The 14,470-nt window shown below is 67.4% G+C and carries 9 protein-coding genes; 4 read left to right on the top strand and 5 right to left on the bottom strand.

The features are described 5' to 3' along the window. Positions 1-37: 37 nt before the first annotated feature. The 4 genes from ACLB1G_RS17600 to ACLB1G_RS17585 are packed head-to-tail and all read right to left on the bottom strand — an operon-like array spanning position 38 to position 7,886. Entirely contained in the window at positions 38-2,431 is a 2,394-nt protein-coding gene (locus tag ACLB1G_RS17600; RefSeq protein WP_491628531.1) for a beta-galactosidase, read from the bottom strand. After that, complete coding sequence (locus ACLB1G_RS17595; protein ID WP_491628530.1) at positions 2,428-3,609, bottom strand: glycoside hydrolase family 88/105 protein; 1,182 nt, start codon at positions 3,607-3,609, stop codon at positions 2,428-2,430. The genes ACLB1G_RS17600 and ACLB1G_RS17595 overlap by 4 nt, the downstream gene beginning before the upstream one ends. A 16-nt stretch (positions 3,610-3,625) precedes the next feature. Continuing rightward, positions 3,626-4,960 (bottom strand): BNR repeat-containing protein, encoded by a 1,335-nt coding sequence (locus tag ACLB1G_RS17590; protein WP_491628529.1) that lies wholly within the window; start codon positions 4,958-4,960, stop codon positions 3,626-3,628. Between the two features lie 16 nt (positions 4,961-4,976). Beyond that, entirely contained in the window at positions 4,977-7,886 is a 2,910-nt protein-coding gene (locus ACLB1G_RS17585) for a TonB-dependent receptor (protein WP_491628528.1), read from the bottom strand. A 162-nt stretch (positions 7,887-8,048) separates the two neighbouring features. On the opposite strand from ACLB1G_RS17585, the gene ACLB1G_RS17580 reads away from it, so the two are divergent. Both ACLB1G_RS17580 and ACLB1G_RS17575 read left to right on the top strand, forming a co-directional pair. Then, positions 8,049-9,083 carry a LacI family DNA-binding transcriptional regulator gene (locus ACLB1G_RS17580; RefSeq protein ID WP_491628527.1) on the top strand — a complete coding sequence of 345 codons (1,035 nt, stop codon included), beginning with the start codon at positions 8,049-8,051 and terminating at the stop codon, positions 9,081-9,083. After that, a complete protein-coding gene (locus tag ACLB1G_RS17575; protein ID WP_491628526.1) occupies positions 9,083-10,570 on the top strand; it encodes an MFS transporter in 1,488 nt (495 codons plus the stop codon). Before ACLB1G_RS17580 ends, ACLB1G_RS17575 begins: the two co-directional genes overlap by 1 nt. A gap of 65 nt (positions 10,571-10,635) precedes the next feature. Here the strand turns inward: ACLB1G_RS17575 and ACLB1G_RS17570 are convergent, their stop codons facing one another. Next, positions 10,636-11,178, bottom strand: coding sequence for a glutathione peroxidase (locus tag ACLB1G_RS17570; protein ID WP_491628525.1), 543 nt, complete (start codon positions 11,176-11,178; stop codon positions 10,636-10,638). 56 nt (positions 11,179-11,234) lie between these two features. Between ACLB1G_RS17570 and ACLB1G_RS17565 the strand changes: the two genes are divergently transcribed. Both ACLB1G_RS17565 and ACLB1G_RS17560 read left to right on the top strand, forming a co-directional pair. Continuing rightward, positions 11,235-12,515, top strand: a complete 1,281-nt coding sequence (locus tag ACLB1G_RS17565; RefSeq protein ID WP_491628524.1) for an arsenic transporter — start codon at positions 11,235-11,237, stop codon at positions 12,513-12,515. 126 nt (positions 12,516-12,641) lie between these two features. After that, the gene (locus ACLB1G_RS17560; protein ID WP_491628523.1) at positions 12,642-14,417 is read left to right on the top strand and encodes a methyl-accepting chemotaxis protein; all 1,776 of its coding nucleotides are present in this window, start codon (positions 12,642-12,644) and stop codon (positions 14,415-14,417) included. The last annotated feature ends 53 nt before the right edge of the window (positions 14,418-14,470 follow it).

Below are 14,470 nucleotides of genomic sequence, written 5' to 3'. Positions count from 1 at the left end.
TAATTTTAGTTAACGATATTATTTTCCTGCACTGGCGTCATTCGCTGACCAGCTTGTCGCCGACGTAGGCGCGGTAATCCTTGATACGCCCCGTCACGCCTTCCGGTCCCTGGCGCGGCGTGTAGCGCAGTCCGGCCACTTCCACCGGCTTGCCCAGGTCGATCACGATGCGGTGCGGGTGTGCAGCATGCGGCGCCGCGCCGCTGTAGGCCGTGTGCCAGTAGTCGGTGGACTGGCCATTGATGGCGTTCAGGGCCGAGCCGTCTTCCTTCTTGGCTTCTTCGCTGCTGGCGTAGGCAATGGTCCAGGTGGACTGGTTGAGCGGCTTGCCGTTCACGCCCAGGAGCGCGATCTCGGCAACCGCCGCGTACTCCTTGCCGTCAAAGGCATTGAGCGACTCCAGGCAGAATTGGCGCCCCGTGACCGGCTTATCGAAACGCACGTCCTGGGTGGCGGAACCGGGAGCAAAACTGCCCTGGTGGGCCGGCGCCACACCGTCCAGCAGCAGCTTGGCGGTCGAGGGCGGACGGGCCAGGTCCAGTTCCGGATGCAGCTGGTCGAGGATGGGTTCCGCCAGTCCGGCCAGGCGCGCGCTGCGCGGTCCGGTCAGGTCCAGCACCACCACCTCGTTGCGGCCGCGCTTGAGCCAGGGGCCGGGCAGGTACATGGTCTGGGTCGGGCCTATGCTCCAGTAGCGCCCCAGGCAGCGGCCGTTGATCCACACCACGCCCTGGCCCCAGGTGGACAGGTCGAGGAAGGTGTCGCCGGGACGCGCCACGTCGAAGCTGGCGCGCCAGAAGGCGGCGCCCTGGGCACGGCCGGTCTTCCACTGCAGCGGCGGCAGCACGCCGTCGGCGTCGAAATCGATGGCGCGGATTTCCCAGTTCTCCACCGGCTGGGCGGCGCCGCCTTCGGCCGTGAAGGTGACCGGGCCGTGCAAGCCCTTGCGGTCGTGGATCTCGATGCCGAAGTTCACGCGCGCGATGGTGTACAGCAGGATCTCCAGCGTGGCAGGCTTGCTGCGCGCCGGCAGCGCCACCTTGAAGCGGCGGTGGCGCGTGTCCAGCGTGCCGACCTGCTTGCCGTCCAGGTGGACCCAGGCCAGGTCGCGCACCTTGGCGGCGCTCAGCACACCGGCAGGACCGGCCGGCAGGGTAACGCGGTAGGACACCAGGCCACGGCTGATGTCGTACTGCTCGATGGGCTGCGGGGTGGCGGCGCGGATCACGCGCCGGCCCAGGTTGGCCAGCACCGGCGCCGATTCCTTCAGCGCGAAGGCCCGGATGGTGATGACCTCGTTGCGCGCCGGGGCGGCCGGCAGCTGTTCGCCGGCCGCCAGGAAGGGCTTGATGCCGTCGCGGTAGGCGGCGAACTTGTCGCCGGTCCATCCGGCTTCGGCTATGGGCGCGTCGTAGTCGTAGCTGCTGGTGTCGGGCCGGAACGGGCGGTCGCAGCCGCCCCACAAGCCGAAGCTGGTGCCGCCGTGCGCCATGTACAGGCTGAAGGAACCGCCCTCCTTCAGCATCCAGGCGATATCGGCCACCGCCTTGTCGGCCGAGCCGCGCCGGTGCGGCGCGCCCCAGGTGTCGAACCAGCCGGAATAGTATTCGCCGCACATCCTGGGCCCCTGCTGCACCTTCTCCAGCGCCTTGAAGCCGGTGGCCGGATCGCTGCCGAAGTTGGCCACCGAGTACAGCTCCGGCAGATGGGTCTTGGCCACGGCATTGGTCGGATTGCACTGGAACAGGGGCACGTCGAAGCCCGCGTCCACCGTCGCCTGGCGCATGGCGCGCATGTAATCGAGGTCGTCGCTGAAGAAGCCGTATTCATTCTCGACCTGCACCATCAGGATGGGGCCGCCGCGCGTGACCTGCATGGGCCCGAGCACGCGGCCCACTTCGCGCAGCCAGCGTTTGGCCGGTTCAATAAAAGCCGGGTCGCGGGTGCGCAGGAAGCTGTCGCCCGGATGCTTGAGCAACCACCATGGCAGGCCGCCCATTTCCCACTCGGCGCAGGCGTAGGGACCGGGACGCAGTATCACCCACAGGCCCAGCTTCTGGGCCGCGCGGCAGAATTCGACGGCGTCGCGCTGGCCGCTCCAGTCGTACTTCCCTTCGCGCCATTCGTGGTAATTCCAGAACAGGTAGGCGCACACGGTGTTCAGGCCCATGGCCTTGACGGCGCGCAGCCGGTGTTCCCAGTATTCGCGCGGGACGCGGGCAAAGTGCATCTCGCCGCAGCGTATCTGCAGCGGGGCGCCGTCCAGCAGGAAGGCGTCCTTGCCGATGGCGAAGCGCGATGGCTGGGCGGCGGCTTTTTCCGCCATGGCGGCGGGAACGGCGGCGCGCGCGGCGCCCGGAAGGATGGCGGCGCCCAGCAGGGCTCCGGTACTTTTCAGATGGCGGCGGCGGGTGGTGCTCAGTTTTTTCATGCGGTCTCCGATTGTAGGTAGCGGGCCAGCTCGCAGGCGGCCAGCAGGAAGGCGCCGACGCCGAAGGAGGCGGTCGATTCCTTGTCCACCACCTGCCCGGGAATGGCGCGCTCGCCGATCGGCTGCACATAACCGAGCTTGCCATCGGCCTGCAATGCGTCGCGGCTCAGGAAGTTCCAGGCCTTGCGCACCACCGGCAGGTAGTCGTCGGCGCTCAGGATACCCTGATTGATGCCCCACATATAGCCAAAGGTGAAAAATGCCGTGCCGCTGCTCTCCGGTCCCGGCGCCTGGGCCGGATCGAGCAGGCTGCGCGCCCAGTAACCCTCGGGCTGCTGGCAGTCCTTGAGTGCGCGCGCCATGGCGCGGTAGCGCTCCAGCACCAGCGTGCGCAGCGGACCGTCGGGCACGTCGCGCAGCACCTTGGCGAAGGCGGCAAAGGCCCAGCCATCGCCGCGCGCCCAGAAGTCCTTGCCGCCGTTGGCGCTCTTGTGTTTCGGGTAGAGGTATTTGGCGTCGCGGTAGTACAGGCCCGCGTCCTTGTCGTACATGAGCTGGTCGGCGAACAGGAAGTATTCGTGCAGCTTGTCCAGGTACTGGCGATTGCCGGTGATCTTGTACAGCTTGGTCATGACCGGCATCACCATGTACAGGCCATCCACCCACCACCAGTAATCGTTGTTGGGGGTGCTCATCTGGTATTCCATCACCTCGCGGGCGCGGGCGATCTTGCGCGGATCGGGCGCCAGCGTGTACAGGTCGGCGTAGGTCTGGAAGCACACCTGCCAGTCGCCGAACATCACATGTTCCGGGGTTTCGCCGTAGTTGTACTTCCACTCTGCCTTGACGCTGGAGCGGGCCGAGCTCCATTGATTGTGCTCGGCCCAGGCAGTAGAGTACTGCAGGTAGCGCGCGTCGCGGGTCAGGAAGTAGGCTTCCATGTTGCCGGTGTGGTAGGCCGCCACGTCCCAGAAGCTCCACAGCTGCGGCGCGTGGGTGCGTTGCCAGTAATCGTTGGCGCGGCGCAGCGCGTCTAGCACCGGGACCAGGCCTGTGCCAAGCGCGCGGGCGCGCGGCGTGTCGGCCCTCGGCGCGGTCGCCATGGTGCCGGTGCAGCCGCCGGCCAGCGCGGCGGCGCCGGCCAGCGCGGCCTTCAGGTACAGTCGTCGTTTCATCATGATCCTTGCGTAGAGTTTAATTCGGGACGGCAGTCCATTGCAGCACCTTGACCATGGTCGGCGCCGCATTCGAGCTGCCCTCGCCGTCCACTTGCAGCACCGGCTGCAGGAACAGGTGCAGCTGGCCGTCGCGGCGCCACAGTTCGGTGTCGAAGCTGGGCTCCCAGGAGCCGGCCGATTCCTGCGTCAGGTCCAGCACGTCCCAGCGGGCCTGGCGGAAGTCGGCGATGCGCGCCACCGAGACCCGGCTGCCGCGCTCCTCGTCGCGGAACACCAGCAGGCCGGACGGCTGTTCGCGCCGCACTTCCACCATGATCTGCGGACGCGCGATCGGGATCGCCTTGGTGCCCATGCCGCCCAGCGAGAACGGCGTCTTGCGGAAGTCCAGCGCCAGCTGGCGCCAGCCCTGTCCGTCGCGGTACAGCACCCGGTACTGCGGCACGGCCGATCCGGCCGCGCGCCAGTAGCTGGCGATGTAGGGGCGGCCATCACGGTCGGCCGCCATCGAGGTCTGGTTGATCAACTCACTGTGCTGCGGGATGCGCGCCGCGTATTCCGCGCTGTCCGCCGTGATGGGCAGCGCGTACGGCGTGCCGTCCGAGCGTTCCCAGGTCCGGCCGCCGTCGCGCGAGCGGGCGTAGGCCATGTCGTGGTTGCTGGCCACGTCCGGCGATTCGCGCCACACCCACGACACATGGATGGTCCCCAGGTGGTCGACAAAGGCTTGCCAGTAGGCGCTGCGCCTGCCCTCCCCGCTGATGAGGTTATCCTGCAGCCGGGTCCAGGCGCCGCTGGCCGTGTCATAGCGGTTGGCCACCAGGTTGCCGCGCCCCGAGCCGCCGTCGCGGTACAGGAACAGCAGATTCCCGTCCGGCAGGCGGAAGAACTCGGGGTAGGACAGCGAGCGCTCGTCGCGCCCCACCATGGCTTGCTGCGGACCCAGCTCCAGCGATCCCGGCGCCAGCGCGCGCGCGTAATGCAGCGCGTTGTTGTGATGGTCCCAGGCCACGTGCAGCACGCCGGCGCCATCGACCATGATGCTGATGCTGTTGTGGGCGTCGGCCACGTTGCCGCCATACTGGGTCTGGCGCAGGGTCCACGCGGACTGGCCCAGCATGCGCTTGCCCAGCACCACGCGGCCCTCGCCGTCGTAATACGCGATGTACTGCGTATCGCCATCGGTGACCAGGGAGTTCTTGCGGAACACCACGGCGTTCACCGAATTGCGCGCCCAGCCCGGCCCCACCTCCACCTGCACCGCGTCCGCCACGGCCGGCGCCTGCGCACCGGCCGTGACAGCGCAGCCCGACACCAGCAGCGCAAGCGCCAGCGCGGCGCCCCACTGCCTCACAGTCCGCATCCTTGCATCACAGCTTGCCCCTGATCCCGAATTTGATGGTGCGGCCATCATACTTGGCGTAGTCCATGCGCGTCTTCTTGCCGCTGCCATACTTGCCGCTGGCATCCTCGAAGTAGTCGTAGGCCAGGGTGTTGCTCAGGTTGAGCGCATCGATGCGCAGTTCCAGGCTGTCGCTGATCTTGTAGCTGATGTTGGCGTCCAGGTAGCCACGGCCGGCGCGCCAGCGTATCAGGTCGTCGCCCAGGTTGCGCGGGCTGTCCGGATGCAGCGACTTGTCCTTGTAGTTATAGGACATGCGCGCCGCCCACGGGCCGCTCTCGAAGTACACCGTGGTGCTGTAGGCATACTTGGGCACCGAGTTCACGTCGATCACCTTGCCGGCGTTGGTCACCCAGGGCACGCTGTTGAAGGGGTTGATGTGGGTGTAGCTGGCCAGCGCGCCCAGGCCGTTCCACGGCGCCGGCAGGAAGCTGAAGGCCTGCTGGTAGGCCAGTTCGTAGCCTTTCAGGGTTTGCTCGCCGGCGTTGGTGTAGGTCTTGAGCGTCATCGCCAGGTTGGGGTCGACGCGGCCATTGGCGTCCTGGAACAGGGGGCCCAGGGCGGTGTCGGGCAGGCCCAGCGAACCGAAGGTCACCACGCGGGTGTTGGCCACGGTGGCGTCGGTCAGCTTTTTCTGGAACAGCGCGGCCGACAGCAGGCTGCCGGGCTTGAAATACCATTCCAGGCTGGTGTCCAGGTTCTTGGACTGCTGCGGACGCAGGCCCGGGTTGCCCGAGGTGGCCGTGGTGTCGAACTGGTTGGGGATCACCGTCTGCGCGGCGATGATGGACAGCGAGGCGCGCGTGATGGTCTTGCCGTAGGAGGCGCGCCAGATCAGGCTGTCCGTCACGTCCAGCGCGCTGCTCAGGGCCGGCAGCAGGTTGTGGTACGAGCCCTGTTCGTGGTTGGGCGAATAGGCCAGGCTGGCGCCCTTCTGCTTGAAGTTGTCGATCTTGGTTTCGGTCTGCGAGTAGCGCAGGCCGGCGTTGATGCGCAGCTCGCGGCCGCCGATCTCGCCCTTGAAGTCGGACTGGATGAAGGCGGTTTTCACATCCTCCTCGGCAGCGAAGCTTTGCGAAGGCTGGAAGGTCGACTCGTTCGAATACACATTGGGGTCGAACTGCGAATAGAAGTAATCGCTGTTCCAGGTGGCCCAGCTGTGCGGCCAGCCGGCGCCGAAGTCCAGATTGTTGATCGGCAGGGTGCTGGTCATGGCGCTGCGCAGGCCGGCCGCGCCTATGCTGTTCAACTTGGCCGTGGCCGGCGCCGTGCCGTTGCGCTTGTTGACGCCCTTGGTGGTGGCCACATACGACAAACCGGTCTTCAGGTGCCCGGTCCAGCCGCCGGGCAGGTCGTAATCGAGGTCGGCGGCGGTGCGCAGCTGCTTGCCCTTGTCGGTTTCCTTGGTCCAGCCGCTGCTGATGGTGAAGCCGCTCCAGTTGTTCGGATCGGTGTAGCTGGTGGGCGAGGAAATCGATGGGTAGACGTGGTCGCTGCCGTAGTCGATGGTGGAGGTGGCGCCGTAGATGTAGCCAGACAGCTGGCCGGTGGCGCTGGTGGCGGTGCTCTGGTTCAGGCTGGCCTGGCCGCTCAGGGTCAGGCGCGGGCTGGCCTTCCAGCTGGCGTTCAGGGCGCCGTAGCCGAACTTGGTCTCGTCCTCGGTATAACCGGCGCCGGCATTGTAGGTGGTGTTGCCGAAAGTGCCGGTCAGCAGGTTGGTGGCCGGGTCTATCTTCACGTTGAGCGGGATCAGGCCATTGTTGCCGGAGGCGCCCACCGGCGCGTTGCGGTTGGTGGTGGCGGTACTGCGCACCAGGATGCCGAACAGCTGTTCCGCGCGGGTGTTCTCCAGCTTGGAGTACATGGTGTCGAAGCTGACGTTCAGGGTCGATGTCTTCCACTGCACCGAGGACACCAGGCCGTCGCGGGTGCGCTCGTTCTGTGAACCGTAGAAGCGGTAGATACGCGGCAGGAAGGCGTTGGCCACCTGGTCGCGGGTGTAGCCGCCCAGGTTGGCCAGCGGGCTGTTGAAGTCCAGCGCCAGGGCGAAGTTGCCTTTGACCGGGCTGGCGCTGCCATTGGCCGAGCTGTTGTAGCCGCCGGTGGCTTCGAAGCCGGAACGGGTGTTGACGCTGCCCGAATGTGAGGCGCCGATCAGGAAGCCCAGGTTGTCCCAGGTGTTCGAGTACAGCACGAAGCCATTCGGGTCATTGTGCTTGGAGGCCGTATTGTAGGTGTCGGTCAGGCCGTAGCGGATGGTGCGCTTGGGATTGTCGAAGGGGCGCGGGGTTTGCAGGTCGACCACGCCGCCCAGGCCGCCCTCGGTCAGCTCGGCCAGCGGCGACTTGTAGAAGTCGACCCGGCCAAACAGCTCGGACGCGAACACGTCGTAGTTGAAGCCGCGCGCCGCCGAGCCGATGGTGGCGGTGGAAGTGGTGTTGACCGGCGCGCCGTTCAGGGTGGTGACCGAGTATTCGGTGGGCAGGCCGCGGATTGAAATGCGCTGGCCCTCGCCCGAGGATTCGTCGCGGTTCAGGATCACGCCCGGCACGCGCTGCAGCGACTCGGCCACGTTCGCCTCCGGGAATTTGCCGATGTCCTCGGCAACGATGGAATCGCGCACGCCAATGGCTTGCTGCTTGAGGTTGAGCGCCTTCTGCAGGCTGGAACGGAAGCCCGTCACCACCACGGTGGTGCTGGGCGCGGCGTCGGCAGGCGGCGCCGCCGGTGCAACCTGAGCTGCTTCAGCGGCCGGCGCCTGCGGCGTGGCCGCGCCGACCTGCGCATTGGCCTCGGCGTTGGCTTGCTGCGCTGCCGCGTCCCCGTAAGCGGCCGCCAGCGCCAAGGGCAGGACGCTGGCCAATATCGTTTTCTTCATAGCTGTCTCCAAGTGAACACAATGTTGTTTTTGTATGGTCACGCTACCACATGAAAAACTCATGCGCACAATCATTTTTTTGAGCAAAATGTAAACGCCTGATTTTTAAGCGTTTAAGAAAAATCCGCGATGTGGTATCGTGACCACACAGGAGACAGAAACATGCAGAAATCCACCAAATTGAGCGAGGTCGCCAAGCTCGCCGGGGTCTCGCCCATCACCGCTTCGCGCGCCATCCGCGGCAACGGCTATGTGTCGGAAGCGGCGCGCGAACGCATCATGGCGGCCGCCGCCCAGCTCAATTACACGCCCGACATGCTGGCGCGCCGCATGCGCGGCGACAAGAGCAGGCTGATCGGCCTGTTCGTCACCAACTACGGTTCGCTGGTGCTGCACGAGATCACCAAGGCCATCAGCACCGAGGCGCGCCGCATGGGCTACGATATTTTGCTGTTCAACGCCGAGCGCTTCGACAGCCCGGAGCGCCTGGGCACCTGTGACATGCTGCGCAAGCTGTGCGACGGCCTGCTGCTGGTCATGCCCAACGGCGCCGACAACTACCTGACCATGCTGGAGCAGCAAGCCTTCCCCTCGGTGCTGGTCAGCTTCGATGCGCGCGACATCGGCCTGCCCATCGTCGCGGTGCAGAACCGCATCGGCGCGCGCACGGCGGTCGAGCATTTGCTGGGGCTGGGCCACCGCCGCATCGCCTTCATCGCCGGCAGCCCGCACACCGGCCAAAGCGCCGAGCGCCACCGCGGCTATGCCGACGCCCTGCTGGCGGCCGGGCTGCCGGTCGATCCGGCCCTGGTGGTCGATGGCGCTTTTGCCCAGATAGGCGGGCTGCACGCCACCGAACAGCTGCTGGCGCTGGACCAGCCGCCCACCGCCATCTTTGCCGCCAACGACGAGATGGCGTTCGGCGCCATCGACGCCATCCACAGCCGGGGCCTCAAGGTGCCGGACGATATCTCGGTGATCGGCTTCGACGATATCCCGACCTCGGTCGGGGTCTATCCGCGCCTGACCACCATGCGCCAGCCGCTGGCCGACATGGCGGTGCGCGCCGTGGCCGAGGTGGTGGCGCTGATCGATGGCGCCGAGCGGGTGCCGGGCAAGTACGCCTTCCCCATGGAGCTGGTGGTGCGCAATTCCACCGGTCCGGTTCCCGCAGCGCGGCAGCAGCCGACGGCCTGATGGCCTCCGCCCGCACCGCGTCGTCCGCCGGCCTGGTGCCGGACCGGGACGCTATTGAGGACAGCGCCGGCCAGGCCGCACACGATCGCAGCGGCGCAGCGCAGCCTGCCGCTGTTGCGCCTGCGGCGCAGGGTGGGCCGGGCACGGCAAAGGCGCAGGCCGGCGCGGCGGCTGCGCTGGCCGTTCCAATGGGCGCGGCCGGGCTGGCGGCTGTCATCTTCTGGCTGCTGGTGGGTGACCTCGGCATGGTGATGCGTGACCGCGCCGCCCTGCCCAGCGGGCTGGAACTGTTGCGCCGTAATGGCGCCTCCGACACCGTCACCTCGCTGCTGCTGTCCACCCTGCCCGCCCTGCTGAGCGTGCTGCTAGTGCCGCTGATCGCCTACCACTCGGACCGCAGCCGCAGCCGCTGGGGCCGGCGCCGCCCCTTCCTGCTGGCGGTGGCGCCGGTCGGCTGCGCCGCCCTGCTGGGCCTGGCCTGCACGCCGCTGCTGGGCGCCTGGACGCATGCGGCGCTGGGGGCCTGGTCGCCCGGCCCGCGCAGCTGCAACCTGATCTGGTTCGGCCTGTTCTGGACCAGCTTCGAATGCGCCGCCGTCAGCACCGCCTCGCTGTACAGCGGACTGGTCAACGACGTCGTGCCCAGCGGCCTGCTGGGACGCTTCTACGCCGGCATCCGCGTCATCAGCCTGGGGGTGGGGATCGCCTTCAACAGCTGGGTGTTTGCGCTCACCGACCATCACCTGTACAGCGTGCTGGCCGGCACCGCGCTGGTGTACGGGGCCGCCATCGTGCTCATGTGCGTGATGGTGCGCGAGGTGCGCTACCCCGGCGCGGCCGAAGCACCCAGCAGCACCAGCAGCAGCGCGCGGCGCACCCTGGCCGTGCCGCGCACCCACATCCTGGCGTGTTTTGCGCAGCGCCCGTTCTGGTGGACGGTGGCGGCCTTCATGCTGGCCAGCGTCACCTTCAGCCCCTTCAACACCTTCTACCAGTACTACGCCCACGAGAGCGGCATCAGCAAGGCCACGCTGGGCAGCCTGACGGCCTGGGGCTACTCGGTATCCATCGTGTCGGCCTTCGGCATCGGCTGGCTGGTGGACCGCTACGGTGCGCTGCGGCTGTCGCTGCTGTTCATGGGCCTGTACTGCGCGGCGGCCGGGGCCGGCTATGTGCTGTTGCACGATGCCGCCAGCTTCCGCGTGTTCTATCTGGCCCACATCATGATTTCCGGGGCCTACTTCACGGCGGCCGCCTCGCTGCCCATGGCCCTGTTCCCGCACGCCCGCTTCGTGCAGTACAACTCCACCAAGGACTTGATGGTCGTGTTCGGCAACATCCTGGTCAGCAGCGCGCAAGGACCGATACTGGACGGCTCCGGCCACGACTACCACCTGACGCTGCTGAGCGGGGCCGTGTTTTCACTGGGTTGCCTGTGCTGCCTGATGCGGTTGCAGGCCGCCATGCGGAGGCTGCAGCAGACGTGACCTGGCCCGCTGCAGCGGGTCAGGACCGGGGGCGGGTCGCGCTATCGCGCCCGCGCGACACATCGTTATTTGGCCAGCTCGACCTCGATGGCGCGCAGCAGGCGCGGGTCCTCGGCCGTGACGTCGGGAGAGAAGCGCGCCACCACCTTGCCATCGCGGCTGATGAGGAATTTCTCGAAATTCCACAGCACGTCCTGCTTGTTCTCCGGATGCACGCCGTACTGGGTCAGGCGCTCGCGGAACGGTCCTTCGCCGATGGCTTCGGGCTGGGCGCGGGTCAGTTCGGCGTACAGCGGATGCTGGTCTGGTCCCAGCACGGAAATCTTGGAATAGAGCGGGAACTTCACGTCGTAGTTCAGCGAGCAGAATTCCTGGATCTCGGCGTCGGTGCCCGGCTCCTGGCCCTTGAAGTCATTGGCCGGGAAGCCCAGCACTTCCAGGCCCTGGGCGCGCTGTTCCTGGTACAGCTTTTCCAGGCCGGCGTACTGCGGCGTCAGGCCGCACTTGGAGGCCACGTTCACCACCAGCAGCACCTTGCCCTTGTGCCGGGCCAGGGTGTCCTCGCCGCCGTCGATTTTTTTGAGGGGAATGTCAAGTAAGGACGCCATTGCCGAGTCTCCGGTAAGATAGATGAAAAAACCATGTTACCCCAACCCCTGAAACCGTGCTGACCGCCTTCCTGATCTTTCTCGCCACCCTCGTCCTCGTCATCTGGCAGCCGCGCGGCCTGGGCATAGGCTGGAGCGCCTGCGCCGGCGCCGCCGTGGCCCTGCTGGCCGGCGTCATCCACGTAGCCGACATACCCGCCGTGTGGCACATCGTGTGGAACGCCACCGTCACCTTCATCGCCATCATCATCTACAGCCTGCTGCTGGACCGGGCCGGCTTCTTCGAATGGTCCGCGCTGCACGTGGCGCGCTGGGGCGGCGGCAGCGGGCGCCGTTTGTTCATCCTGCTGGTGCTGCTGGGCGCCACCGTCTCGGCGCTGTTCGCCAACGACGGCGCCGCCCTGATCCTCACGCCCATCGTGGTGGCCATGCTGCGCGCGCTGCGCTTCGATGCCCGCGCCACCCTGGCTTTCGTGATGGCGGCCGGCTTCGTGTCGGATACGGCCAGCCTGCCGCTGGTGGTGTCCAACCTGGTCAACATCGTCTCGGCCGACTACTTCGGCATCAGCTTCGCGCGCTATGCGGCCGTGATGGCGCCGGTGAACCTGGCCGCCGTCGCCGCCACCCTGCTGGTGCTGCTGCTGTTCTTCCGGTCCGCCATCCCGGCCGACTACGACCTGGCCCAGCTCAAGCAGCCGGCCGAGGCGGTGCACGACCGCGCCACCTTCATCACCGGCTGGTGGGTGCTGGGCGCCCTGCTGCTGGGCTTTTTCTGGCTGGAGGACAAAGGCGTCCCGGTCAGCGCCATCGCCTCGGCCGGCGCCCTGGTGCTGCTGGCGGTGGCCGCGCGCGGCCACGTGATCCCCACCCGCGAGGTGCTGCGCGAGGCGCCGTGGCAGATCGTGCTGTTTTCGCTGGGGATGTACCTGGTGGTGTATGGCCTGCGCAACGCCGGCCTGACGGGCTACCTGACGGCGGCGCTGGACCAGTGCGCGCGCCATGGCGTGTGGGGCGCGGCCATGGGCACCGGCCTGCTGACCGCCGTGCTGTCGTCCATCATGAACAACCTGCCCACGGTGCTGATCGGCGCACTGTCGGTGGACGCGGCCGGCGCCACCGGCGCGGTCAAGGAAGCCATGGTGTACGCCAACGTGATCGGCAGCGACCTCGGTCCCAAGATCACGCCCATCGGCAGCCTGGCCACCCTGCTGTGGCTGCACGTGCTGGACGCCAAAGGCATCCACATCTCCTGGGGATACTACTTCCGCGCCGGCGTGGTGCTGACCGTGCCGGTGCTGCTGGTGACGCTGGCGGCGCTGGCGCTGCGCCTGTCCTGAACAAATGCGCGCCCTGTGGCGCGCATGCAGCACCATACATCGCGAAGCCGGCAAAAGTGCTAGAGTGTTTTCCCCTGCGGCGGGGCCGCCGCATCACTTTTACCATGCAATGCAGGAGACTCCAGCATGCGGCTTTCCGATATCAGCATCACACGCAAACTCTACCTCGGCTTCAGCGCGGTGGTCCTCATCCTGGTCATCCTGCTGGTGACCGCCTACACCAATTTTTCGCATCTGTCCCGCGCCAACGAGTGGAACAACCACACGCACCAGGTGATGGCGGAAACCCAGGACTTGCTGGAAGCGCTGCTGAACATGGAGACCGGGGAACGCGGCTATGCGCTCACCGGCGAGCAGGCGTCGCTGGCGCCGCTGCAGGCCGGCCAGGCCGCCTTCAAGGATCATCTGGAAAAAGCCCGCAAGCTGACCGCCGACAATCCGGCCCAGCAGGACCGCCTGCGCAAGCTGGAGCAGGCGCAGGCGGACTGGTTCAGCAAGGCGGTGGAGCCGGTGCTGGCGCTGCGCGCCAAGGCCAATGACGGCGGCAGCATAGACCCTCTGCTGGCCTTCGAACGCGAGGGACGCGGACGCGCCGGCATGGACGGCATGCGCGCCATCCTCAGGGAAATCAGCGACACGGAAAACGCGCTGATGGCCACGCGCGCGGCCGAGGCCGAGGCGCTGCAGACCCGCACCGGCAATATCCTGGTCTACGGCGGCCTGCTGACCGTGATCCTGGCCATGGCCCTGGCCTGGATACTGAGCCAGGCCATCGTGCTGCCGCTGCGGCGCGCCGTGCGCATCGCGCGCAGCGTGGCCGGCGGCGACCTGCGCAGCGGCATCCAAGGCATTTCGCGCGACGAGACCGGGCAGATGCTGGCGGCCCTGAACGAGATGAACGATGCGCTGGTGAAGATCGTCACGGAGGTGCGGCAAGGCGCCGACACCATCGCCACCGCCAGCACCGAGATCTCGACCGGCAACCACGACCTGTCGCGGCGCACCGAACAGCAGGCCAGCTCGCTGGAGGAAACCGCCTCCTCGATGGAAGAGCTGACCGGCACCGTCAAGCAGAATACCGAGCATGCGCGCCAGGCCAATCAGCTGGCGGCCACCGCATCGGCGGTGGCGGTCAAGGGTGGAGAGATGGTGAACCAGGTGGTGTCGACCATGGAGTCGATCAGCACCTCCTCGCGCAATATCGCCGACATCATCGGCGTGATCGACGGCATCGCCTTCCAGACCAACATCCTGGCGCTGAACGCGGCGGTGGAAGCGGCGCGCGCCGGCGAGCAGGGGCGCGGCTTCGCGGTGGTGGCGTCCGAGGTGCGCACCCTGGCCCAGCGCAGCGCCACGGCGGCCAAGGAGATCAAGGAGCTGATCGACGATTCGGTCGGCAAGGTGGAGGCAGGCTCGCGCCAGGTGGCGGAAGCCGGCAGCACCATGACGGAAATCGTCGCCAGCGTGCAGCGTGTGACCGACATCATGCAGGACATCGCGGCGGCCAGCGACGAGCAGATACGCGGCATCGAGCAGATCAACCAGGCCATCAGCGAAATGGATACCGTGACCCAGCAGAACGCGGCGCTGGTCGAGCAGGCGGCTGCCGCCGCCGAGGCCCTGCAGGAGCAGGCCGCCAACCAGTCGCGCGTGGTCAGTGTGTTCCAGCTGGCCTCCGATGGAGCGCGCGCCGGCGCGATGGCGGCCCCGCCCGCCGCGCCAGCCAGGCCGGCGGCCAGCCCCGCCAAGCCGGCGCTGGCGGCCCCCGCCCATGCCGCCACACCGGCCAGGCGTCCGGCGGCGCGGTCGGCAGCCACGCGTCCCGCCGCCAGGCCTGCGGCGGCCAAACCCGCCGCAGGAGCAGGCGCCCACGCCAATGGCGACGAATGGGAGGAATTCTGAGCAGCGCAAGCAATGGGTGCTGGTAGCCGGGGGACGAGTCAGCCGCCCGGCGG

The organism is Duganella kummerowiae (assembly GCF_053572355.1).
Note: the sequence above shows the minus strand (reverse complement) of the source record. Positions and strands in the feature narration are given on the sequence as shown.